Annotated in this window: 17 protein-coding genes and 2 pseudogenes; 11 read left to right on the top strand and 8 right to left on the bottom strand. The window is 68.7% G+C overall.

What is annotated here, in order from left to right:
- The first annotated feature begins 42 nt into the window (after window positions 1–42).
- Window positions 43–975: a family 2A encapsulin nanocompartment shell protein gene (locus DBV10_RS06365; RefSeq protein WP_124511704.1), complete on the top strand. Its 933-nt coding sequence runs from the start codon at window positions 43–45 to the stop codon at window positions 973–975.
- Window positions 976–981: 6 nt separating this feature from the next.
- Window positions 982–3,050 (top strand): annotated as a pseudogene (locus tag DBV10_RS06360) (family 2A encapsulin nanocompartment cargo protein cysteine desulfurase).
- A 63-nt stretch (window positions 3,051–3,113) separates the two neighbouring features.
- Here DBV10_RS06360 and boxA read toward each other — a convergent pair.
- The 4 genes from boxA to DBV10_RS06340 all read right to left on the bottom strand — a co-directional run bounded on the left by boxA (window position 3,114) and on the right by DBV10_RS06340 (window position 8,919).
- Window positions 3,114–4,382: a benzoyl-CoA 2,3-epoxidase subunit BoxA gene (boxA, locus tag DBV10_RS06355; RefSeq protein ID WP_124511702.1), complete on the bottom strand. Its 1,269-nt coding sequence runs from the start codon at window positions 4,380–4,382 to the stop codon at window positions 3,114–3,116.
- A 136-nt stretch (window positions 4,383–4,518) separates the two neighbouring features.
- Window positions 4,519–5,946 carry a benzoyl-CoA 2,3-epoxidase subunit BoxB gene (gene boxB, locus DBV10_RS06350; RefSeq protein WP_124511700.1) on the bottom strand — a complete coding sequence of 476 codons (1,428 nt, stop codon included), beginning with the start codon at window positions 5,944–5,946 and terminating at the stop codon, window positions 4,519–4,521.
- 161 nt (window positions 5,947–6,107) lie between these two features.
- Window positions 6,108–7,778, bottom strand: coding sequence for a 2,3-epoxybenzoyl-CoA dihydrolase (gene boxC / locus DBV10_RS06345; RefSeq protein WP_124511698.1), 1,671 nt, complete (start codon window positions 7,776–7,778; stop codon window positions 6,108–6,110).
- A 205-nt stretch (window positions 7,779–7,983) separates the two neighbouring features.
- Window positions 7,984–8,919 carry a helix-turn-helix transcriptional regulator gene (locus DBV10_RS06340; protein WP_124511696.1) on the bottom strand — a complete coding sequence of 312 codons (936 nt, stop codon included), beginning with the start codon at window positions 8,917–8,919 and terminating at the stop codon, window positions 7,984–7,986.
- A 202-nt stretch (window positions 8,920–9,121) separates the two neighbouring features.
- On the opposite strand from DBV10_RS06340, the gene DBV10_RS06335 reads away from it, so the two are divergent.
- The 4 genes from DBV10_RS06335 (at window position 9,122) to DBV10_RS06320 (ending at window position 13,601) form a co-directional block, all read left to right on the top strand.
- Window positions 9,122–9,595 carry a DUF4863 family protein gene (locus DBV10_RS06335; protein ID WP_124511694.1) on the top strand — a complete coding sequence of 158 codons (474 nt, stop codon included), beginning with the start codon at window positions 9,122–9,124 and terminating at the stop codon, window positions 9,593–9,595.
- Between the two features lie 26 nt (window positions 9,596–9,621).
- Complete coding sequence (locus DBV10_RS06330; protein WP_124511692.1) at window positions 9,622–11,172, top strand: 3,4-dehydroadipyl-CoA semialdehyde dehydrogenase; 1,551 nt, start codon at window positions 9,622–9,624, stop codon at window positions 11,170–11,172.
- A 63-nt stretch (window positions 11,173–11,235) separates the two neighbouring features.
- The gene (locus DBV10_RS06325) at window positions 11,236–12,783 is read left to right on the top strand and encodes a benzoate-CoA ligase family protein (protein ID WP_124511690.1); all 1,548 of its coding nucleotides are present in this window, start codon (window positions 11,236–11,238) and stop codon (window positions 12,781–12,783) included.
- A complete protein-coding gene (locus tag DBV10_RS06320; protein ID WP_124511688.1) occupies window positions 12,780–13,601 on the top strand; it encodes an alpha/beta fold hydrolase in 822 nt (273 codons plus the stop codon). The genes DBV10_RS06325 and DBV10_RS06320 overlap by 4 nt, the downstream gene beginning before the upstream one ends.
- Here DBV10_RS06320 and DBV10_RS06315 read toward each other — a convergent pair.
- Entirely contained in the window at window positions 13,589–14,254 is a 666-nt protein-coding gene (locus tag DBV10_RS06315) for a Crp/Fnr family transcriptional regulator (protein ID WP_233589819.1), read from the bottom strand. The two genes, DBV10_RS06320 and DBV10_RS06315, sit on opposite strands and share 13 nt — an antisense overlap.
- A 169-nt stretch (window positions 14,255–14,423) precedes the next feature.
- Between DBV10_RS06315 and DBV10_RS06310 the strand changes: the two genes are divergently transcribed.
- The 4 genes and pseudogenes from DBV10_RS06310 (at window position 14,424) to DBV10_RS06295 (ending at window position 19,314) form a co-directional block, all read left to right on the top strand.
- Window positions 14,424–15,347: a 3-keto-5-aminohexanoate cleavage protein gene (locus tag DBV10_RS06310; protein ID WP_124511684.1), complete on the top strand. Its 924-nt coding sequence runs from the start codon at window positions 14,424–14,426 to the stop codon at window positions 15,345–15,347.
- Between the two features lie 95 nt (window positions 15,348–15,442).
- Window positions 15,443–16,435 carry a Bug family tripartite tricarboxylate transporter substrate binding protein gene (locus DBV10_RS06305; protein ID WP_124511828.1) on the top strand — a complete coding sequence of 331 codons (993 nt, stop codon included), beginning with the start codon at window positions 15,443–15,445 and terminating at the stop codon, window positions 16,433–16,435.
- 88 nt (window positions 16,436–16,523) lie between these two features.
- Window positions 16,524–17,465 carry a 3-hydroxyacyl-CoA dehydrogenase NAD-binding domain-containing protein gene (locus DBV10_RS06300; RefSeq protein WP_124511682.1) on the top strand — a complete coding sequence of 314 codons (942 nt, stop codon included), beginning with the start codon at window positions 16,524–16,526 and terminating at the stop codon, window positions 17,463–17,465.
- A 49-nt stretch (window positions 17,466–17,514) separates the two neighbouring features.
- A pseudogene (locus DBV10_RS06295) lies at window positions 17,515–19,314 on the top strand (feruloyl-CoA synthase).
- Between the two features lie 58 nt (window positions 19,315–19,372).
- On the opposite strand, the gene DBV10_RS06290 reads toward DBV10_RS06295, so the two are convergent.
- Window positions 19,373–19,849: an HU family DNA-binding protein gene (locus DBV10_RS06290; protein WP_124511680.1), complete on the bottom strand. Its 477-nt coding sequence runs from the start codon at window positions 19,847–19,849 to the stop codon at window positions 19,373–19,375.
- Window positions 19,850–20,239: 390 nt separating this feature from the next.
- Between DBV10_RS06290 and DBV10_RS06285 the strand changes: the two genes are divergently transcribed.
- A complete protein-coding gene (locus DBV10_RS06285) occupies window positions 20,240–21,988 on the top strand; it encodes a diguanylate cyclase (RefSeq protein WP_124511678.1) in 1,749 nt (582 codons plus the stop codon).
- Here DBV10_RS06285 and DBV10_RS22855 read toward each other — a convergent pair.
- Window positions 21,981–22,139: a hypothetical protein gene (locus tag DBV10_RS22855; RefSeq protein WP_199740051.1), complete on the bottom strand. Its 159-nt coding sequence runs from the start codon at window positions 22,137–22,139 to the stop codon at window positions 21,981–21,983. The genes DBV10_RS06285 and DBV10_RS22855 overlap by 8 nt on opposite strands.
- Window positions 22,114–22,245 (bottom strand): hypothetical protein, encoded by a 132-nt coding sequence (locus DBV10_RS23305; RefSeq protein WP_255424825.1) that lies wholly within the window; start codon window positions 22,243–22,245, stop codon window positions 22,114–22,116. The genes DBV10_RS22855 and DBV10_RS23305 overlap by 26 nt, the downstream gene beginning before the upstream one ends.
- Window positions 22,246–22,328 lie beyond the last annotated feature (83 nt).

The following is a 22,328-nucleotide window of genomic DNA, read 5'->3' as shown; positions in this document are numbered from 1 at the left end:
TTTTCAGTTTTTCACATCCATTCCAACTTTAGGGAGTTTTACATGTCGGCAACAGTGGGCGGCACGACCGCACTCAGCGATAACGCGGCACGGCAACTGGCCAATGCCACCAAGACAGTCCCCCAGCTTTCGACCATCAGCCCGCGCTGGCTGACGCATCTGCTGCAGTGGGTGCCGGTGGAGGCGGGCATCTACCGCCTCAACCGGGTCAAGAACCCCGAGGCGATCAAGGTCGCATGCACGGCCAAGGAGTCGGACAACCAGCTCCCGCGCACCTTCGTGGACTACGAGGAGAACCCGCGCGAATACCACCTCAACGCCGTGAGCACCGTGCTCGACGTGCACACCCGCGTTTCGGACCTCTACAGCAGCCCGCACGACCAGATCAAGGAACAACTGCGCCTCACGATCGAGACGATCAAGGAGAACCAGGAAAGCGAACTCATCAACCACCCCGACTACGGCCTGCTGGCCCAGGTGACCGATGAGCAGCGCATTTTTCCGCTCACCGGCGCCCCCACGCCCGACGACCTGGACGAGCTGCTCACCAAGGTCTGGAAAGAGCCCGCGTTTTTCCTGACCCACCCGCTGGCCATCGCTGCGTTCGGCCGCGAAGCCACGCGCCGTGGTACACCGCCGCCCACCGTGAGCCTGTTTGGTTCGCAGTTCATCACCTGGCGCGGTATTCCGCTGATTCCCTCGGACAAGGTGCCTGTGGCCGACGGAAAGAGCAAGATCCTGCTGCTGCGCGTGGGCGACAAGCGCCAGGGCGTGGTGGGCCTGTTCCAGCCAGGTTTGCCAGGCGAACAGGGCCCGGGTTTGTCGGTGCGTTTCATGGGCATCAACAACCATGCCATCGCGTCGTACCTGATCTCGCTGTACTGCTCGCTTGCCGTGCTGACCAGCGACGCGCTGGCCGTGCTGGATGACGTCGAGGTCAACAAGTACCACGACTACCCTGACACCTACAAGTAATCAGCGGTGAGCAACATCCCTTCCACTTCCGTGGGCGTGCCCGACGCGTCGGGGGCACCGATCAGCCCGGCGCTTCTGGCACAGATGGCCACGGCGTTCTTCTCGGCACGGCCGGGTGAAGCGCCACAGCTGCCCAGCGGCAACCCGTCCAGCCCCGCACTGGGGTTGCCATCGACACCACCGGCCACCGTGCCGGGCTTCGCTCAGGCATCGCCCGTACCGGCGGGTGTGCAGGCGCCCGTCAACATTGCGCCTGCGGGCTCGCCGTTGGCCAGCCCTGCAGGTCTGGGGCCCAGCGTGCCTGGCACGCCGTTTCCGCAAGGGCAAGTGCCGGGCGGCAATCTGGTGCCTGCATCACCCACGCCCGTGTTGTCGCTGGCGAACCGGGCACCCGCCCTGCTGCCCCACGCCACCGCTGCCAACGGCGTGCCCGACACGGTGGTCACCGCCGTGCCGGGCTACGAGCCCCGTTTTGGCAGTGGCGTGCTGGGTGTGCCTGAGGCGGCGGGTGCCAGCGGCGCACCTGCGGCCAGTCACCCGGCCGCCACGGCATCGCCGTTCTACTTCCTGTCGCCCCACCATGGACAGCCTGCGCCCGGCGGCCACAGTGGCACGCCAGGCCATGCGCCGGGCCCCACCCGCGTCAGCGACGAACTGGCCAGCCAGCCGTTTGCGAACCTGCAGGGGGTGGACCTGCGCAGCACGCCTGCATCCTCGTCCGCGCCTTTGGCGCAAGCGTCGCCCGGTGCCGCACCGCAGTATTACTTTGCCGATGCGGTGGTGCTGCCCAGTGGCTATGTCACCCCGGCCAAGCCCGCGCCGCACGCCACGGTGCCCCTGGCGGGGCAGGGGCAGCATCCGCCGTTTGACGTGCATGCCATCCGCCGCGACTTCCCCGTGCTCTCCGAGCGCGTGAATGGCCGGCAGCTGGTGTGGTTCGACAACGCGGCCACTACACACAAGCCCCGGGCCGTCATCGACCGGATCAGCCATTTCTACGCGCACGAAAACTCCAACATCCACCGTGCCGCCCACGAGCTGGCTGCACGTGCCACGGACGCCTACGAAGGCGCCCGCCAGCGCGTGAAGAACTTCATCAACGCGCCGGATGTGAACGAGGTGATTTTTGTGCGCGGCACCACCGAGGCCATCAACCTCGTGGCCAAGAGCTGGGGAGCGCAGCACATTGGCGAAGGCGACGAGATCATCGTCAGCCACCTGGAGCACCACGCCAACATCGTGCCCTGGCAGCAGCTTGCTGCGGCCAAGGGGGCCAAGCTGCGCGTAATCCCGGTGGACGATTCGGGCCAGGTGCTGCTCGATGAATACCAGAAGCTCTTGAACGACCGCACCAAGATCGTGTCGGTCACCCAGGTGTCCAACGCGCTGGGTACGGTGGTGCCGGTGAAGGAGATCGTGGCGCTGGCGCACCGTGCGGGAGCCAAGGCACTGGTCGATGGCGCGCAGTCCATCTCGCACATGCGGGTGTGCAGGACATCGGCGCCGACTTCTTCGTGTTCTCGGGCCACAAGGTGTTCGGGCCCACCGGCATTGGCGTGGTGTGGGGCAAACGCGAGGTGCTGGAAGACATGCCACCCTGGCAGGGCGGCGGCAACATGATTGCCGACGTGACCTTCGAGAAGACGGTGTTCCAGCCCATCCCCAACAAGTTCGAGGCCGGCACCGGCAACATCGCCGACGCCGTGGGGTTGGGGGCCGCCATCGACTACGTGAACCGCGTGGGCATCGAGAACATTGCGCAGTACGAGCATGACCTGCTGGTGTATGGCATGCAGCAGCTGGGTGCCATTCAGGGTGTGCGCCTGATCGGCACGGCGGTCCACAAGGCCAGCGTGATGTCGTTCGTTCTTGCCGGTTACACCACAGAGGAGGTGGGCAAGGCGCTCAACCAGGAGGGCATTGCGGTGCGCACAGGCCACCACTGTGCCCAGCCCATCCTGCGCCGATTTGGCGTGGAGACCACGGTGCGGCCCTCGCTCGCGTTCTACAACACGTTCGATGAGATCGACCGCCTGACCGCCGTGGTGCGCGGGCTGGCGGCGCAGAGGCGCTGAGGGGCCTGGCAGATAGATGGGGCGGGGGGCGGGCGGGCCCTGCGCCCGCCCTGTCGCTGCGGCTCAGTAGGTTTCGAGGTGCAGGCGCCCCTCGCGCTGGAGGGCCGGGCCCACGGTGTCCCAGTCCAGTCCGGCCTCGCTGGCGATGTCGCGCAGGGCCATCACCACGCCTTCTTCCATGCTCTTGAGGCCGCACACATAGAAGTGGCTGCCGCCATCACGCAGCAGCGCGGCCAGGTCGGCGGCGCGCTCGCGCATCAGGTCCTGCACATAGCGCCGGGGCTGCCCGGCCGTGCGCGAGAACGCGAGGTTGATGTCGATGAAATCCTTGGGCAGGTTCTGCAGCGGGCCGAAGTAGGGCAGCTCCTGCTGGGTGCGGGCGCCGAAGAACAGCATGAGCTTGCCCCCTTCGAACTTGCCGCTGTTGCGCAGGCGCCTGCGCCATTCGGTCATCGCGCGCATGGGGGCGCTGCCGGTGCCGGTGCAGATCATCACGATGTGCGAGCGGGGATGGTTGGGCATGAGGAAGGAGCTGCCAAACGGCCCCACCACCTGCACCTTGTCGCCCACCTTCAGGTCGCACATGTAGTTGGAGGCCACGCCCCGCACCGTATTGCCGTCGTGGTCCTGGGTCACGCGCTTCACGGTCAGCGCCAGGTTGTTGTAGCCGGGGCGCTCGCCATTGCGTGGGCTGGCGATCGAGTATTGGCGCGCGTGGTGCGCCTTGCCCAGGGCGTCCTCACCCGGCGGAATGATGCCAATCGACTGTCCCTCCAGCACCGGAAACGGCATGCTGCCGAAGTCCAGCACCACGTGGTGCGTCTCGCTTTCAAAGCCTGCCTCGGTGCAGTTGAAGTTGCCCACCACGGTGGCCGTGGTGGGGCTCTTGGGGGGGAACAGGTTGGTGTACGGGTGGGCCGCAGACCAGGGCGGCACGGTGGCGCCGTACTGGGCCGAGCGGAACGCCTGCGTGCCCGGCTCCACCGGCGCGGCAGGTGTGGACGGTGGCATGGCATCCAGGGCCGGCGCGACGCCCTCGGCGGCCAGTGCATCGGGCGTGAGTTCGGGCGGCAGTTCTTCCCAGGTGAGCTGCTCCTCGACCGTGTACGCACGTGCCAGGGGCATGGTGCGCCAGTTGTCGATGGAGCCCGTGGGGCAGGGCGAGATGCAGGCCATGCAGCCATTGCACACGTCGGCCCGCACGACGTAGTTGGTGTCGTCGTGCGTGATGGCACCCACCGGGCAGGTGGCCTCGCAGGTGTTGCAGCGGATGCAGATCTCGGGGTCGATCAGGTGCTGCTTGATGACGGCGGCTTGGACGGCCATATCCATGGTGTTCTCCTGAAGGCCTCGCGGTAGGTGGGTTGTACCGGGAGGCGGGCGGGGTGCGCTATCGGCAAATACGTGGGGGCCCCGTCCCGTGTCGCCCCGCCGTGGCGCGGCGGGGCTGCGGTGGCGTGCGGGCGGGTCAGCCGAAGCGCACGTACTCGAAATCCACCGGCTGGCGGTTGATGCCCATGACCGGCGGCGCAATCCAGCCCGCGAACTTGCCCGGCTCCACCACGCGGCCCATGAGCGAGGCCACGAACGCAAAGTCCTCGGGCGTGGGCAGCCACTCGGCCTTGCGCGCGCTCCATTCCGCTTCGCTCACCACGCGGCCGTCGGGCGACATCTTGATGCCGGCCAGCGCGCCGATCTGGCGGTTGAAGGCCTTGTGCGGCACCGACAGGCGCGTGGGGATGCCGGCTTTTTCCAGCACCTTGTTCCAGCGGCCCACACCGGCCATGGAATCCTTGATGAAGTCGTCACGCAGCACTTCATTGAGCGCGTTGAGCATGGGCACATCCTTCTCCAGCAGCTGGCCGTCCTTGACCTCCAGCACCTTGTAGGTCTGGCCCTTGAGGATGTGGTCGTCCGTGCGTTTGCCTTCTTCATAGCGGCCCTTGAGGCCCGAGCTGTAGAAGGTGGCGGCGTTGCTCGACTGGTCGGCGCCGAACAGGTCGATGGTCACGCTGTAGTGGAAGTTGAGGTAACGCTGCACCGTGGGGAGGTCGATGGCGCCAGCCGCGCGCACCTTCTGTGGGTCGTCGGTCTTGAGCTCGTTCATCACCTGCGCGGTGCGCGCCAGCACGCGCGAGATGCCGCTTTCGCCCACAAACATGTGGTGGGCCTCCTCGGTGAGCATGAACTTGGTGGTGCGTGCCAGCGGGTCGAACGCGCTTTCGGCCAGGGCCGAGAGCTGGAACTTGCCGTCGCGGTCGGTGAAGTAGGTGAACATGAAAAACGCCAGCCAGTCGGGCGTCTTTTCGTTGAAGGCGCCCAGGATGCGCGGGTTGTTCTCGTCGCCCGAGGTGCGCTGCAGCAGCGCCTCGGCCTCTTCGCGGCCGTCGCGGCCGAAGTGCTTGTGCAGCAGGTAGACCATGGCCCACAGGTGGCGGCCTTCTTCCACATTGATCTGGAAGAGGTTGCGCAGGTCGTACATGCTGGGCGCCGTGAGGCCCAGGTGGCGCTGCTGCTCGACCGATGCGGGCTCGGTGTCGCCTTGCGTCACGATGATGCGGCGCAGGTTGGCGCGGTGCTCGCCAGGCACGTCCTGCCAGGCCTTCTCACCCTTGTGGTCACCGAAGTGGATCTCGCGGTTGGCGTCGCCCGGGTTCAGGAAGATGCCCCAGCGGTAGTCGCGCATCTTCACGTGGCCGAACTGGGCCCAGCCGTTGGGGTCCACGCTCACGGCGGTGCGCAGGTAGACCTCGTGGTTGGTCGATCCCTCGGGGCCCACGTCGTCCCACCAGTTGATGAAGTTGGGCTGCCAGCCTTCGAGCGCGCGCTGCAGCGTGCGGTCTTCGCCGAGGTTGACGTTGTTGGGGATCTTCTCGCTGTAGTTGATGGTGCTCATGGAGGTCTCCTTGGAGTAGAAATTCAGTGATCCTTGGTGCTGCTTGCAACCCGCAGTGCCTGCAACTGGCACGGCCTGGGCCAGGGACGCCGAGCAAGGGCCGCCCCGCAGCGAGGGCGTCGTCCCCCTGAGGGGGAAGGCGCCGCAGGCGACTCAGGGGGCTACACCCGATTCAAGTCGAAGCCAGCCTTTTGGCCGGTGCCATAGACCTTGAGCGCGCCCTTGTCGCCCACGGCATTGGGGCGGTTGAAGATCCAGTTCTGCCAGGCGGTCAGGCGGCCGAAGATGCGCGTGTTCATGTTTTCCTTGCTGGCAAAGCGCAGGTTGGCTTCCAGGCCGGTAAGCGAGTCGGGCGACATGGCGGCGCGCTCCTCGATGGCGATGCGGATCTCGTCGTCCCAGTCGATGTCGTCCGGGGCGGCGGTCACCAGGCCCAGGGCCAGGGCGGCGTCTGCGTCGAGCGGCTTGCCGGCGGCGGCGCGTGCGGCTTCCAGGGGTGCGGCTTCTTCGTAGAAGCGGCGCTGCAGGCGGCTCTGGTCGTTCACCATCGGCAGCAGGCCGAAGTTGAACTCGTTGAGGGTGAGGCGGGGGGCGCGCTCCGCGTCATCGGGCAGGGCCAGCATGTAGGTGCGGTCGGCCGCAAAGGCCAGCTCGGCCAGCGAGCCCGCGAAGGCCGAGCCCGGTTCCGCCAGTGCGAACAGGCTGCGCGAGGACACATCTAGCCGCGCGAAGGTGCGGCGCAGCGCGCCGATGGTTTCGCGCACCAGCCAGTGGTCCTGGTGCGTGATCAGCGTGGCGTCGCTGGCGAGCACGGCCTGGGCGTCGCCCTCGGTCTTGAGCAGCCAGGTGCCGATGTCGAGTTCGTTGGTGCGCAGGTTCAGGATGGCGTCGTCCAGCTGGCGCGCCAGGGCCAGCGGCCACCAGGCGGCGCCTGCGGCCTCGATGCCGGCGATGTCGGTGGGCTGGGCGCCGGTGGGCGCCTTCACCGTGATGGTGGCCGTGCGGCGGGTGCGGTCGATGTCGACACTGACATGCGCGTAGCGCAGGCTGTCGGCGCCTTCTTCACGCTCCACGCGGGTCAGGGCCACGCCCTGGGCGTTGGCGGGGCGGGCGCTGTCTTCGGCCAGGCGCGCAGCGGTCTCGCTCACGGCGGCGGCGAACTGTGCGGGCTTGGCGATGCGGTCCACCAGGCGCCAGTCCACCGCGCGTTGGCCGCGCACGCCCTCCACGCTGGTGCAGAAGATGTCGGCCAGGTCGTGGCGCACATGGCGCTTGTCGGTCACGCGGGTCAGGCCGCCGGTGCCGGGCAGCACGCCCAGCAGCGGCACCTCGGGCAGCGACACGGCGGACGAGCGGTCGTCCACCAGCACGATCTCGTCGCAGGCCAGGGCCAGCTCGTAGCCGCCGCCGGCGCAGGCGCCGTTCACGGCGGCCACGAACTTGAGGCCGGAGTGCTTGGACGAGTCTTCGATGCCGTTGCGCGTCTCGTTGGTGAACTTGCAGAAGTTCACCTTCCAGGCATGGCTGGAGACGCCCAGCATGAAGATGTTGGCGCCCGAGCAGAAGATGCGGTCCTTGGCGCTGGTAACGATGACGGTGCGCACGCCGGGGTGCTCGAAGCGCACGCGGTTGAGCGCGTCGTGCAGCTCGATGTCCACACCCAGGTCATAGCTGTTGAGCTTGAGCTTGTAGCCAGGGCGGATGCCGCCGTCTTCGGCAATGTCGAGCGACAGGCGGGCCACCGCGCCGTCCACCGCCAGCTTCCAGTGGCGGTACTGCGTGGGGTCGGTGCGGTAGTCAATGCGGGAAGGGGGTAGCGTGGGGTGGGTCATGGCGTCTCCGTGGAATGGGTTTGTGCAAAATAATGCATGTTTCGTCCGTTGATGTGCATCATGCTGCATATCAACAGGCAAGTCAATGCATGTTTTGCGGTTTCCCATCAGGAGCTGGTGTGCAGGCGGGGGGGCGTCGGCCGGGGCCGGGCCGTGCCCCGCGTTGGGCGGGGCCGATGGGGCGCGGCGGCCCGGCGGGAGGGGCTCAGGCCGCCCGGGCCGTGGCTTTGCGCACGCCCGCGTGCAGCGCGGCCAGGCTTTGTTCGGGCGTCTGCCCCGAGGTGTCGATCGTGATGTCGGCCTTGGAATAGAAGGCGGCGCGCCCGTCCAGAATGCGCTTGAGGTCGTCCATGGCCTCCTTGCTGGCCGCCATGGGGCGCATGTCGCCCTGGGCCGCCACGCGGCCCATGTGCTCCTCGGGCGCGGCGCGCAGCCAGACGGTGGTGCAGTGCGCCAGCAGCTCGTTGAAGGTGGCGGGGTCCGACACAATGCCGCCCGGGGTGGCGATCACGACCTCGCTGTGGATCTGGATCGTTTCTTCCAGCGCCCGGCGTTCATAGCGGCGGTAGGCCGTGGTGCCATAGAGGTCGTGGATCTCGCGCACGCTGCAGCCCGCCAGGCTTTCGATCTCGCGGCTCAGCTCGATGAAAGGCACATCGAGTGCGCGCGCCAGCAGAGGCCCCAGGGTGGACTTTCCGGCCCCCCGCAGGCCCACCAGGGCGATGCGCCCGTGCCGGGCTGTGTCATTGCTGCCGCCGCTCAGCAGCTCATGCAGGGCCAGGCGCACGCGGCGCAGCTCGGGCTCGCTGCGGTGCTCCAGCAGCTCGCGGATCAGCAGCCATTCGGGCGAGCGCGTCGTGAAGTCTCCCGCCAGTTCGGCCAGCGAGCAATGCAGCGCCCCTGCCACCTGCTGCAGCACCAGGATGGAGGCATTGCCCGTGCCGTATTCCAGGTTGGCCAGGTGCCGTTCCGACACGTCGGCCGCCAGGGCCACGGCCTTGCGCGTCAGGCCCCGCTGCGCGCGCAGGTTGCGCACCCGCTCCCCCAGCGCCACCAGCACGGGGTTCTTGGGTTCCTCGGCCACGGCGGTGGCCGTTGCGGTCACCGGCAGGCCCATCCCTGCCTCTTCTTGTTCGTTCATACCCATCCTCGTCCGCCAATTGCCACCCTGGCCGCTGCTCAGGGAAAATACCAAATATGCACTATAGTGCTTGACGTTAATTAAATCAGAAACTATTGTTCATGTTGCGCAACATACTGCATGTTTTGGGGTGGCGCAAGGACATGGATCAACCCCCTGCCTTCGCGCTTGTGCCCCTGACGCCTTCTTTCGAGACACGCCTATGCCCACCAAAGCCGTATTTCACCAGACCCTTGCCGCGTTGACGGGCCAGATCGCCGGGCAGCCGCTGGACGCGGCGCTGGACCAGTGGCTCAACACCACCCATGGCGCCGGCAGCGCCACCTATGCGCAGCTGCGCGACGCCTGTATCACCGGCGTGGCCGAGGGCTGGCTGTGCGAGCGCGAGGGCGGCGGCATCAAGTACGGCCGGGTGTTCAAGGCCGAGGACGCGCTGCACCGCTTTTCGGTGGACGTGGTCGACATGCAGGACCTGGCCGGCCCGCACCACACGCACCCGAACGGCGAGATCGACCTGATCATGCCCATCGAGGGCAGCAGCGCCACCTTCGACGGCCGGCCCGCGGGCTGGTGCGTCTACGGGCCGGGCACCGCCCACCGGCCGACTGTGGCCCAGGGCCGTGCGCTGGTGCTCTACCTCCTGCCCGAGGGGCAAATCCAATTCACCAAGGCCTGATACCCGCCTTTTCTCCGCCTATCTGTATGACCGAACTCCTCTCCAACTACGCCGCCGGCCGCTGGCAGGCCGGCACCGGCAACGGTACGCCCCTGTTCGACCCGGTGCTGGGCAATGAACTGGTGCGCGTGGATTCCACCGGGCTCGACCTGGCCGAGGCCTTCAGCTTTGCGCGCCAGCAGGGCGGTGCGGCCCTGCGCGCCCTGACCTACCGCGAACGCGCCGCGCTGCTGGCGGCCATCGTCAAGGTGCTGCTGGCCAACCGCGATGCCTACTACGAGATCGCCACCGCCAACGCCGGCACGGTGAAGAACGATTCGGCCGTGGACATCGACGGTGCCATCTTCACCCTGGGCCAGTACGCCAAGTGGGGCGATGCCCTGGGCGATGTGCGTGCCCTGCGCGACGGTGATGCCGTGCGCCTGGGCAAGGAGCCGGTGTTCCAGGCCCAGCACCTGTCGGTGCCCACGCAGGGCGTGGCGCTGTTCATCAATGCCTTCAACTTCCCCTCCTGGGGGCTGTGGGAAAAGGCTGCGCCGGCCCTGCTCTCGGGCGTGCCGGTCATCGTCAAGCCGGCCACGGCCACGGCCTGGCTCACCCAGCGCATGGTCAAGGATGTGGTGGACGCAGGCGTTCTGCCTGCGGGCGCGCTGTCGGTCATCGCCGGCAGCTCGGCCGGGCTCATGGACCAGCTGCAGCCCTTCGACGTGGTGTCGTTCACCGGTTCGGCCGAGACGGCGGGCGTGATCCGCTCGCACCCTGCGGTGGCGCAGCGCTCGGTGCGCGCCAACATCGAGGCCGACAGCCTCAACAGCGCCGTGCTGCTGCCGGGCGAGGCGCCAGGCAGCGAGGCCTTCAACCTGCTGGTGCGCGAGGTGGTGCGCGAGATGACGGTGAAATCGGGCCAGAAGTGCACGGCGATCCGCCGCATCCTGGTGCCGGCCGAGGTGTACGACGCCGCGGCCGAGGCCATTGGCACCAAGCTCGCCGGCATCACCGTGGGCAACCCGCGCAATGACAGCGTGCGCATGGGCTCGCTGGTCAGCCGGGCCCAGCTAACTGCCGTGCGCGAAGGCCTGGCCGCGCTGCAAGCGCAGGCCACTGTGTTGCACGACGGGCGCGACCGGCCGCTGGTGGACGCCGACCCGGCCGTGGCCGCCTGCATCGGCCCGGTGCTGCTGGGCGCGCGCGATGCCGATGCCGCGCAGGCGGTGCACGACGTGGAGGTCTTCGGCCCCGTGGCCACGCTGCTGCCCTACCGCGACAGCGCGCATGCCGTCGCGCTGGCGCACCGGGGCCAGGGTTCGCTGGTCACCTCGCTCTATGGCAGCGACGAAACCGCACTGGCACAGACCGCGCTGGCCGTGGCCGCCAGCCATGGCCGCGTGCACGTGGTCACGCCCGACGTGGCGCAGGCGCACAGCGGCCATGGCAACGTGATGCCCATGTCGCAGCACGGCGGCCCGGGCCGCGCGGGCGGCGGCGCGGAGCTGGGCGGCCTGCGCGCGCTCGATTTCTACCACCAGCGCACGGCCGTGCAGGCCAGCCCCGGCGTGCTGGCGGCACTGGGACTCTGACATCCACACAAGACGCGGCACACAACGCGCATCCGACCCGAGAGGCCCCAAGGAGACAACACCATGAGCCTGCCCCCACGATTCAATTTCGCCCAGCACCTGTTCGAGCTGAACCGGGACCGCGCACAGCGCGCGGCCTACATCGACGACCGCGGCAGCCTCGGCTACGGCGCGCTGGAAGACCGCGCGCGGCGCCTGGCCGCGGCCCTCACCCACGCGGGCGTGCGCCGTGAAGAGCGCGTGCTGCTACTCATGCACGACAGCAGCGACTGGCCCGTGGCCTTCCTGGGCTGCCTGTACGCGGGCGTGGTGCCGGTGGCGGTGAACACCCTGCTCACGGCCGACGACTACGCCTACATGCTGGACCACAGCCGCGCGCAGGCGGCCATCGTTTCGAGCGCGCTGCTGGCCGTGCTGCAGGACGCCATGGGCCGCGCTCCGCACGAGGTGCGCACCCTGCTCGTCTCGCAGCCCACCGGGCCGCTGCCCGAAGGCGCGCAGGACTTCGAGGCCGCGCTGGCGCAGGCCACGCCGCTCGCCGCGCCGGTCAACACCGCCGCGGACGACCCGGGCTTCTGGCTGTATTCCTCGGGCTCCACCGGCAAGCCCAAGGGCACGGTGCACACCCATGCCAACCTGTGGTGGACGGCCGAGCTCTATGGCAAGCCGGTGCTGGGCCTCACGGAGAACGATGTCTGCTTCTCGGCCGCCAAGATGTACTTTGCCTACGGCCTGGGCAATGCGCTGACCTTCCCGCTCTCGGTGGGTGCCACCGTGGTGCTGATGGCCGAGCGGCCCACGCCCGACGCCACCTTCCGCCGCTGGACGCAGCACCGCCCCACGGTGTTCTTCGGCGCGCCCACGGGCTTTGCCGGCATGCTGGCATCGCCCGCGCTGCCGGCGCGCGAGGCCGTGGCGCTGCGCATGTGCTCGTCGGCCGGCGAGGCCCTGCCGGGCGAGATCGCCCAGCGCTTCAAGGAGCGCTTCGGCTGCGAGATCATCGACGGCATCGGCTCCACCGAGATGCTGCACATCTTCATCTCCAACCGCCCGGGCGATGTGCGCTACGGTACCACCGGCAAACCCGTGGAGGGCTACGAGGTGGAGCTGCGCGGCGAGGACGGCCGCCCCGTGCCCGACGGCGAGGTGGGCGACCTGTACATCCGTGGCCCGAGTGCGGCGCTGATGTACTGGGCCAACCGCGAGAAATCGCGCGAGACCTTCCAGGGCGGCTGGACCAAGAGCGGCGACAAGTACACGCGCGACACCGACGGCTACTACACCTACGCCGGCCGCAGCGACGACATGCTCAAGGTCAGCGGCATCTATGTCTCGCCCTTCGAGGTGGAGGCCACGCTGATGCAGCACCCCGCCGTGCTCGAATCGGCCGTGATCGGCGTGCAGGACGGCGAGGGCCTGACCAAGACCAAGGCCTACGTGGTGCTCAAGCAGGGCCACCAGGTGGACGCGCAGGCGCTGCAGGCTTTCGTGAAAGAGCGCCTGGCGGCCTACAAGTACCCCCGCTTCATCGAGTTCATCGAGGAGCTGCCCAAGACCGCCACCGGCAAGATCCAGCGCTTTCGCCTGCGCGAGAAGGAGGCCCGCGCGTGAAGGCGCAGGCGTCTTCTCCCGCCACGGGGTTCGCCAGCATCGCCTGGCGCGGCCGCACGGTGCACATCGAGCACCAGTGGATCGCGCCCGAGCGCAGCGCTGCCCCGCTGCTCGTGTTCCTGCACGAAGGCCTGGGTTCGGTGGCGATGTGGAAGGATTTTCCCGAGCGCCTGTGCAACGCGGCCGGTGTGCGCGGCCTGGTGTTCTCGCGTCCGGCCTATGGCCGCTCGACCCCGCGCGAACCTGACGAAACCTGGGACGTGGACTTCATGCACCGCCAGGCGCACGAGGTTCTGCCCGCCTTCTTCGACGCCCTGGGCCTCACCGAGGCGCCCTGGCTTCTGGGCCACAGCGATGGCGGATCGATCGCGCTGCTGTACGCGGCGCGCTTTCCTGCAGCCGTGCGCGGCCTGGTGCTGATGGCGCCACATATCTTTGTGGAAGACGTGACCATCGCCAACATCGAGATCGCGCGGGATGCGTACCGCAGCACCGACCTGCCTGCGAAGCTCGGCCGCTACCACGACGATGCGGACTCGGCCTTCTGGGGCTGGAACCGCATCTGGCTGCACCCGCCCTTTCGGCAATGGAACATCGAGGCCGAGATCGCCGCCATCCGCGCGCCGGTGCTCGCCATCCAGGGCGTGGACGACGAGTACGGCACGCTGGAGCAGATCCGCGGCATCGCACGCCGGGTTCCGGGCACGCGGTTGCTCGAATTGCCTGCGTGCGGGCATTCACCGCACCGCGACCGGCCCGATGCGGTGATCGCGGCGGCCACCGACTTCATCGCGCAGGCCGGAAGCTACTCCACGTAGCGCCTGAGGCCCGGCAGGTCGAGCACGGTGATGCCGCCGTACTCGATCTGCACAATGCCCGACTCCTGCAGGCGTTTGAGCGCCGCATTGCAGCGCTGGCGCGAAACGCCCGTGAGGTTGGCGATCTCCTCCTGCGAGATCTGCAGGTGCCGGTCCATACCGGGGTAGAGAAACGGGTGGAACAGGCCTGCCAGCGCCCGTGCCACCTGGCTGTCGGTGTCGAGCAGGTGGTGGGCCGTGAAGTTGCCCAGGAACCAGTGCATGCGCTCATTGATCTGGCGCAGCAGGAAGTGGTCGAAGCTGCGCTCGGTGGTGTGCAGCCATTCGAAGGTCTCCACCGGCACCAGTGCCACGCGGCTGGGGCGCAGCGCAATGATGTCGGCCGTGCGCGGGCTGCCGCGCAGCAAGGTGCCCTCGCCAAACCAGCTGCCCGCTGACAGCCCGCCCAGCGTGACCGAGCGGCCGTCGCCAGAGGTCACCGTCCACTTGAGCAGGCCTTCGATGGTGCCGTACCAGTGCAAGGGTGTGTCGCCACGCCGGCACAGCGCGCCGCCCTGGGGTACGTCCACCTCGCGCAGCCCATCGCGCACACGCGACTGCGCGGCGCCGTTCAGCAGCGGAAACCAGGCCGACCGGGCCAGCAGATCGTCCACGGTGGGGGGGAGCCTGTGTGAGCAGCATGGTGGGGCATTCTCCTGCGCGCGGCGCCGTTCAAAAGACAGACCCACGTATACCCTGAGTCCAAATGTCATCGCGATGACTGAGTGTGCCGGGGCATCCAAAAATAATCGCCAGCACTAGCATTTTCCGCCAGGCACCGCGATGATCCAACGCAAAGTCATAGTCACCATTGCCCCCACGGGGGGCATGGCCCACAAGGCGCAGAGCCCGCATCTGCCCACCCAGCCGCACGAGATCGCCGACGACGTGCAGCGCTGCTGGAACGCCGGCGCGAGCGTGGTGGCCCTCCATGCGCGGCGGCCCGACGACGGCGCCACCTGCAACCCCGACATCTACCGCGACATCAACACGCGCATCCGCGCCAAGGGCTGCGACATCGTGCTCAACAACTCCACGGGTGGCGGGGTGCATGGCGACATGGTCAAGCCGCTGCCCGGCGGCCGCTGGGAGATTGCCTGGGAAGAGCGCATCCAGGGCATGGACGCGGGTGCCGAAATGTGCACGCTCGACGCGACCACGCTGAACCTGAGCTTCGATGGCCGCGAGATCCTGATGGACACGCCGCTCAGCAAGGGCCGCGCGCTGGCGGCGGGCATGAAGGCGCGCGGCATCAAGCCCGAGTGGGAGGTGTTCAGCCCCACGCACATCCTGCAGGATGTGACCACGCTCATCGAGGAAGGGCATGACGACGACGGCCCGCACTTCATCAACCTGGTGATGAACGTGCACCGCGCCTTCCAGAACGCCATGCCGTACTCGCCGCGCCACCTGCAGATGATGGTGGACACGCTGCCCAAGAACAGCCTGTTCTGCGTGAGCGGCATCGGCCCCTCGCAGCTCGAAGCCAATGTGGCGGCCCTGCTGCTGGGCGGCCATGCGCGTGTGGGGCTGGAGGACAACCTGTATTTCCGCCAGGGCGAGCTGGCCACCAATGTGCAGCTCACCGAACGCATCGTGCGCATCATCCGCGAGCTGGGCATGGAGCCCGCCACCCCCGCCGAGGCGCGTGCCCTCCTGGGCCTGCCGCGCACCGGTGGCGCCCGGCCTGCGTTTGCCGTAGATTGATCTGCGTGCCCCCCTTTCCGTCACCGCACGCAACCCGCAACCCGCAACCCGCAACCCGCAACCCGCAATTAACAACCCGCAGGAGACAAACGATGATGCCCACACGCCGCCATTTCATGAACCAGCTGGGCTGCGCTGCAGCGCTGGGGGCCTTGTCGCCGATGGCGGCCCGGGCCCAGGCGCTGGAACAGGTCAAGATCCTCTACGGCTTTCCGGCGGGCAGCGCGGGCGACAGCGTGGCGCGCCGGGTGGGCGAAAAGCTGGCCGGCTCAGCCTACACGCGCAACCCCGCCGTGGTAGAGAACAAGCCCGGTGCGGGCGGGCGCATTGCGCTGGAGTCGCTCAAGGGCGCGCCCGTGGACGGCAGCGTGCTCACGCTGTCGCCGTTCTCGTGCACCTCGATCTACCCCCACATCTACAGCAGGCTGAGCTACGACCCTGGCAAGGACTTCGTGCCCGTGTCCATCGCGGCGGTCATGCACCACGGGCTGGCCGTGGGGCCGCTGGTGCCCGCGTCGGTCAAGACGGTGAAGGACTTCCTGGCCTGGGCCAAGGCCAACCCGGTGCAGGCCAACTACGGCTCGCCCGCAGCGGGCTCCACGCCGCATTTCATTGGTGCCCTGCTGGGGCTGAACCACGGGGTCGATCTCAAGCATGTGCCTTACCGGGGCTCCATCCCCGGTGTGACGGACGTGGTGGGCGGGCAGATCGCCGCCATGGTCACGCCCAGCGGCGACTTCATTCCCAACCACAAGGCGGGCAAGCTGCGGCTGATTGCCACCTCGGGCCAGGCGCGGTCCCCGTTCTCGCCCGAGGTGCCCACGTTTGCCGAACAGGGCTTTCCCGAACTCACGACCGAGGAGTGGTTTGGCTTCTATGCGCCGGCCCGCGCGCCCGCGGCCGTGGTGGCGGCCGCCAACGCGGCCATCAACGCCGCCATCAAGGAAAAGGCCGTGATCGACAGCCTGGCCGTGGTGGGGCTGATCGCCAAGGGCTCCACGCCTGGCGAGATGCTGGCATCGCAGCAGGCGGAGTTCGAGCGCTGGGGGCCGCTGGTTAAAAAGGTCGGTTTCACGGCGGAGTCTTGACTCTTCCTGAGCTGCTTCGCGGCCCTTGCGCGGCGGCGCTGGCCTTGCGTTGCGCGCCTCCGTGCAACAACGATAAGGAGATTCTTCGATGGATTCGACCGTGAAGCGCGTGGCCGTGGTGGCCACCGGCGTCATCGGCGCGAGCTGGGCCGCCTATTTTCTGGCGCAGGGCCTGGACGTGGACGCCTGGGACCCGTCACCGGGCGCGCAGCAGCGCCTGCGCGCGGCCGTGGCAACGCACTGGGAGGCGTTGTCGCGCCAGGGGCTGGCGGCAGGGGCCCGCCAGGACCGCCTGCGGTGGCATGACCGGCTGGAGGACGCGCTGGCGCAGGCCGACTTCGTGCAGGAGAGCGGGCCTGAACGGCTGGACTTCAAGGTGGACCTGTTTCGCCGCATGGACGCAGCCGCGCCCGCGCAGGCGATCCTGGCGTCCAGTTCGTCCGGCCTGGCCGTCACCGACATGCAGCAAGCCTGCGCGCGGCCCGGGCGGGTGGTGCTGGGCCACCCGTTCAACCCGCCGCACATGATTCCGCTGGTGGAGGTGGGCGGCGGCCAGCACACGGCGCCCGAGGCTGTGGCGCAGGCGATGGCGTTCTACGCCCGCATCGGCAAGCGCCCCATCCAGGTGCGGCGCGAGATCAAGGGGCACATTGCCAACCGCCTGCAGGCCGCGCTCTGGCGCGAGGCCTTTCACCTCGTGAACGAGGGCGTGGCCACCGTCAGCGACATCGACACCGCCATCGCCCAGGGCCCCGGCCTGCGGTGGGCGCTGATGGGTCCGTTCATGAACCTGCACTTGTCGGGCGGCGAGGGCGGCATTGCGCACCTGCTGGCCCACCTGGGCGGCCCCATCGAAGACTGGTGGCGCGACCTGGGCACCCCGGCCATGGATGCGGCCCTGCAGCACCAGGTGGCCGAGGGCGTGGCGCAGGAGCTGGGCACGCGGCAGGCCGGCGACCTGGCCCGCGCGCGCGATGCGCTGCTGATCGACCTGCTGCGCGCCAAGCAATCGTCGGGCGCGCTGGACTGAGCGCGCCGCAGAACAGAACGCTCCCCACCTTTCCGCGAGAGATCCCACCATGCACCCCGCATTCCTTGACGACGAAGACCAGATCGCCCCCCCGCGCACGGTGCGCATGTCCTTTGACGATGGCTCGTTCACGCTGCGTTCGCCCGTGGCCCTGCGTCCCTATGCGCGCTGCGTGGGCGAGTGGCTGGAGCGCTGGGCCCTGGAGACGCCCGATGCGCTGGCCCTGGCCGAGCGCGATGAGCGTGGCGAGGCATGGTGCGGCCTGAGCTACGGACAACTGCGCCGCGCGGTGGGCGCGGTGGCCCAGTCGCTGCTGGACTTGAAGCTGCCTGCCGGCCGGCCCATCGCCATCCTGTCGGACAACGCGGTGGACCACGCGGTGCTCATGCTGGCGGCCATGCATGTGGGCATCACGCCTTGTTCGCTGTCGAGCGCCTACGCACGCTCCCAGGATGCGGGCCGCCTGCACGGCATGCTGGCCGTGCTGGAGCCCAGCCTGGTCTATGCGTCGGACGCCCGCATCTACGCGCCGGCCCTGGCGGGTTGGAGCGGGGATGCGATCAAGGTCTTCAGCCGCCATGCCGACACCTGCCCGGGCGCGCTGGCGTTTGGGCAATTGCAGCGTGGGCAGGAGACGCCGGCCGTGCGCGAAGCCTTCGAGGCGCTGGTGCCCGATGACCATGCCAAGTACCTGCTGACCTCGGGCTCCACGGGCCGCCCCAAGGTGGTCATCAACACGCACCGCATGCTGTGCGCCAACCAGCAGATTATGGCCCAGACCTGGCGCTTCCTGGGTCAGGAAAAGCCGGTGCTGGTCGATTGGCTGCCCTGGAGCCACACCTTCGGCGGCAACCACAACCTCAACATGGTGCTGTGCCACGGCGGCACGCTCTACATCGACGAAGGCCGGCCCGTGCCAGGGCTCATCGACAAGACCGTGCGCAACCTGCGCGATGTGCGGCCCACCATGCTGTTCAACGTGCCCCGGGGCTTTGACATGCTGCTGCCCTTCCTGGAGGCCGACGATGCGCTGGCGGCCGAGGTGCTGGCACGCATGCGCCTGGCCTTCTATGCGGCGGCGGCGCTGGCCCCGTCCACTTGGCAGCGGCTGGAGGCACTGGCCCACCGGGTGCGCCCCGCGCGGCCCCTGTGGCTGACCACCTCGTGGGGCTCGACCGAGACCGCGCCTGCCGTCACCACCGCCCACTGGGGCCTGTAGGGTGCGGGCTGCATCGGGGCGCCGCTGCCGGGGGTGGAGCTCAAGCTGGTGCCCAACGGCAACAAGCTGGAGATGCGGGTCAAGGGCGTGTCGGTGTTTGCCGGCTACCGCAACGCGCCGCGCGAAACGGCGGCCGCGTTCGACAGCGAAGGCTTCTACCGCATTGGCGACGCGGGCACCCTGGCCGATGCCGAGCGGCCCGAGCGCGGCGTGGTGTTCAACGGGCGCGTGGCCGAGGACTTCAAGCTGTCGAGTGGCAGCTGGGTGTCGGTGGGCACGCTGCGGGTGGAGCTGGTGTCGCAGCTTGCGCCGCTGGTGCAGGACATCGTGCTCACCGGTCACAACCGGGACGAAGTGGGGATGCTGGTGTTTCCGTCGGCAGCCGGGGCGGCCGATGCGGCCCGGCTGGAGGAAGCATTGCGTGCGCTCATGCGGGCGCGGCGCAGTGCCGGGGCGGGGTCGTCGCAATGCCCCGCGCGGGCCATGGTGATGGGGGCGCCGCCCGACGCCGATGCCGGCGAGATCACGGACAAGGGCTACATCAACCAGGGGGCGGTGCTGTCACGCCGCGCTGCGGCAGTGGCTGCGCTGCATGCCAGCCCCACGGCATCCGGCGTGATCACCGGGTGATTGCAGAGGGGGCTGGGCGTGCAGGGGGCAGGGCCCCATGCACCAGGGGCCATCAGGATCAGGCCGTGGCGTCCTTGAGCTTCTTCAGCGCGCGGGTCTTGATCTTGACCGATGCGGGCTTGGCGGGGAACCAGCGCTCTTCACCCGTGAACGGGTCCTTGCCGAAGCGCTTCTTCTTGGCGGGCACTTGCTGCAGGCCGATCTTCAGCACGCCGGGCAGCGTGAATTCGCCAGAGCCCTTCTTGTGCACCGAACCCAGGATGGCGGCTTCGAGGGCGGCCAGCACGGCCTTGGCGGCCTTGGGTTCCACGCCCGATTGCTCGACCAGGTGGGCCACCAGCGTGGTCTTGTTGAACGCTGTCTTGATCGGCTTGAGCACGGCGGCGGCTGCGGCTGCGGGCTTGGCCGCGGGGGCTGCGGCCTTCTTGGCAGGCGCTGCAGCCTTCTTGGCCGGAGCTGCCTTTTTGGCGGCGGGTGCTGCGGCCTTGGCGGCGGCTTTCTTTGCGGGTGCTGGAGCTTTTTTTGCAGTTGCCATGATTGTTTCTTCGTTGGTTTGAATTGCGATCGGCCCTCTCCATGTGTCGAGGGCCTGCGTGATTTTAGGTGCGAGAGCGCCCGGACCGATAGAGTGCATGCCCTGCCAGCGCCTGAGGCTTCTGTGCGGCCCGCGCAAAGGGCGCACCGGGGCCGGTCACCGCGGGCGTTTGGGGTGCTGAAAGGCCGGGGCCTCGGGCTCTGGCGGCGTGGCCCCATGGCTGGCAGCGGGCGGGCAGGCTGTGCGCAGGTGGCGGGCAGATAGCGGGCAGACACATCTTCATACAATCCCTGCAGGCCGCAGCACGCCGTGCCGGCCTTGGCGCCGCGGGTGCGGCTTTCCTGCTTTCTGTTTTGGGTGTGGTTCCTGCCTAGCGCTTGCCGTCCGTTCATGCAACTCCATCGAATGCTCCACCTGCTGGGCGCCCTCGTTCTTGTGGCAACGATGGCGCTGGTGGGGCGTTTGGCCACCACCGAATGGCAATCCGTGCACAAGGCGTCGCAGAGCCTGCGCTGGCTGGAGCAGTTGCAACTGGGGCTGGTGGCGGTGGAGATGGTGTCGCGCGAACGCGGGCCCACCAACGGGGCACTCGGCGATGCGCTGCCCATGGCGCAGCCCCGGGCCCAGGCGCTGCACGAGGCGCGGGCCCGCACCGACCAGGCGTTCGAGGCCTTGCGGCAGGCCGTGGCTGCGGCCCCCCGCCCCAGGGCAGACGGCATCGACCTGGTGCAGAGCCTGCAGACCGCGCACAGCGCGCTGGCGCAGGCCCGTGCGGGGGTGGACCTGGTGCTGGCACTGCCGCAGCCCCAGCGCTCGGCCGAGGCCATCCGCGATGCGGTCTACGGCATGGTGGCGGTGGTGCCCCTGCTGTCGCCGGTGAGCAATGCCCTGGCCAGTGCAGCCCAGCACGCCTACCCCGCGTTGGGTGACGACGTGCAGGGCGCGCGCCTGGCGGCCGGGCTGCGTGAATATGCCGGCCTGCTGGGCTCCCACTTCACGGCGGCCGTGGTCAAGGGCCAGCCGTTTTCACCGGCAGAGCGCCGCGCCATCGACGAGACACGGGGGCGCATTGCGCAGCTGCGCGCGCTGGTGGAGCTGCGGCTGCAGTTGCCCGACAAGGCCCCCGAGGTCGCGCAGGCCTGGGATGCGGTGGAGGCGCGCTACTTTGGCGTGGCCCAGGAGCTGCTGGGCCAGGTGCTGGCGCAGGGCGATGGGGACGGGCGCTATGGCCTGTCGGCCGCCGAGTTCGCGGCCCGGTATGTGCCCGAGATGAACCCCCTCCTGGCGTTGCGCGACGCGCTCTTGGTGCAGGCCCGTGCACGCGCATCGCAGGAGTACCAGCGCGCCCTGCGCGTGCTGGTCTGGGCGCTGGTGGGCTCCGGGGTGCTGCTGCTGGTGCTGGGGGGCGCGCTGTATGTGATCCAGCACCGCGTGCTGCAGCCCCTGGCCAAGACCACGCGGGCGCTGAAGGCGCTGGCCAACGATGACCTGCAAGCGCCTTTGCCCGACCCCGTGGCCGACGATGAAATGGCCGCCGTCATCGGTGCGGTGCGCTCGCTGCAAAGCCAGACCCGCCGGCGCCAGGACCTGGAGCGCGAGCGGGACCGGCTCATCGAAAAGCTCAAGGAACAGTCTGAAACCGACTACCTCACTGGCCTGCCCAACCGCCGCGCGTTCATCACGAAGGCGCGCAGTGTGCTGGCGCAGGCCATGCGCTACCGCTTCGATGTGGCCGTGCTGGTGCTGGACATCGACTGGTTCAAGCAGCTCAACGACAGCCTGGGCCATGCGGCGGGCGACCGGGCCTTGCAGGTGGTGGCGGACGTGGTCCGCGCCGAACTGCGCGAGGGCGACCTGGCGGCCCGGTTTGGCGGCGAGGAATTCGTGCTGCTGCTCAGCCATTGCGACAGCGCGCAGGGGCTGAAATTCGCGGAGCGCTTGCGCGCCCGGGTCGCCGATGCGCAGGTGCTGGGCGCCGCAGACCCCGGCGTGCGCGTGACGGTGAGCCTGGGCATTGCGGATTCCGCGCGGCTGGGGTGGGGGATCGATGCGTTGCTGTCGGCCGCCGACGTGGCGATGTACCAGGCCAAAAACGCGGGGCGCAACCGGGCGGTGGCCGCCACCACCCCCATCACTTGAGCGCGGGGGCCTGCTGCCGCTGGCGCCACTGCTGGTAGCGCGAGCGCTGCAGCGCCAGCAGCTCCACCAGTCCCCAGGCCAGGGCGCACACCAGCATGCCGCGGCCCACGGCCCAGCGGTAGGCCTCAGTCCTGCGCAGCGGCCGGGGCATCGTCGCAGGCCCACTCGTGGGTGCGGGGCAGGTCAAAACTCAGCCAGCCCCGTTCATCGAACAGCTCATCCAGCAGCCGCTGCAATCCGAGCAATTTCCAGAGCATGTGTGCCTCTTCCAAAGGTGGTGACTTCGGGCAAGGTAGCGCCCTTGTGTGACGGTTTCGCGTCGATTGGCGCAAACCCCACA

The sequence above is a fragment of the Acidovorax sp. FJL06 genome, from assembly GCF_003852545.1.
GTDB lineage: Bacteria > Pseudomonadota > Gammaproteobacteria > Burkholderiales > Burkholderiaceae_C > Acidovorax.
The sequence above is the reverse complement of the archived record's forward strand: the minus strand, read 5'-3'. Positions and strand labels throughout refer to the sequence as shown.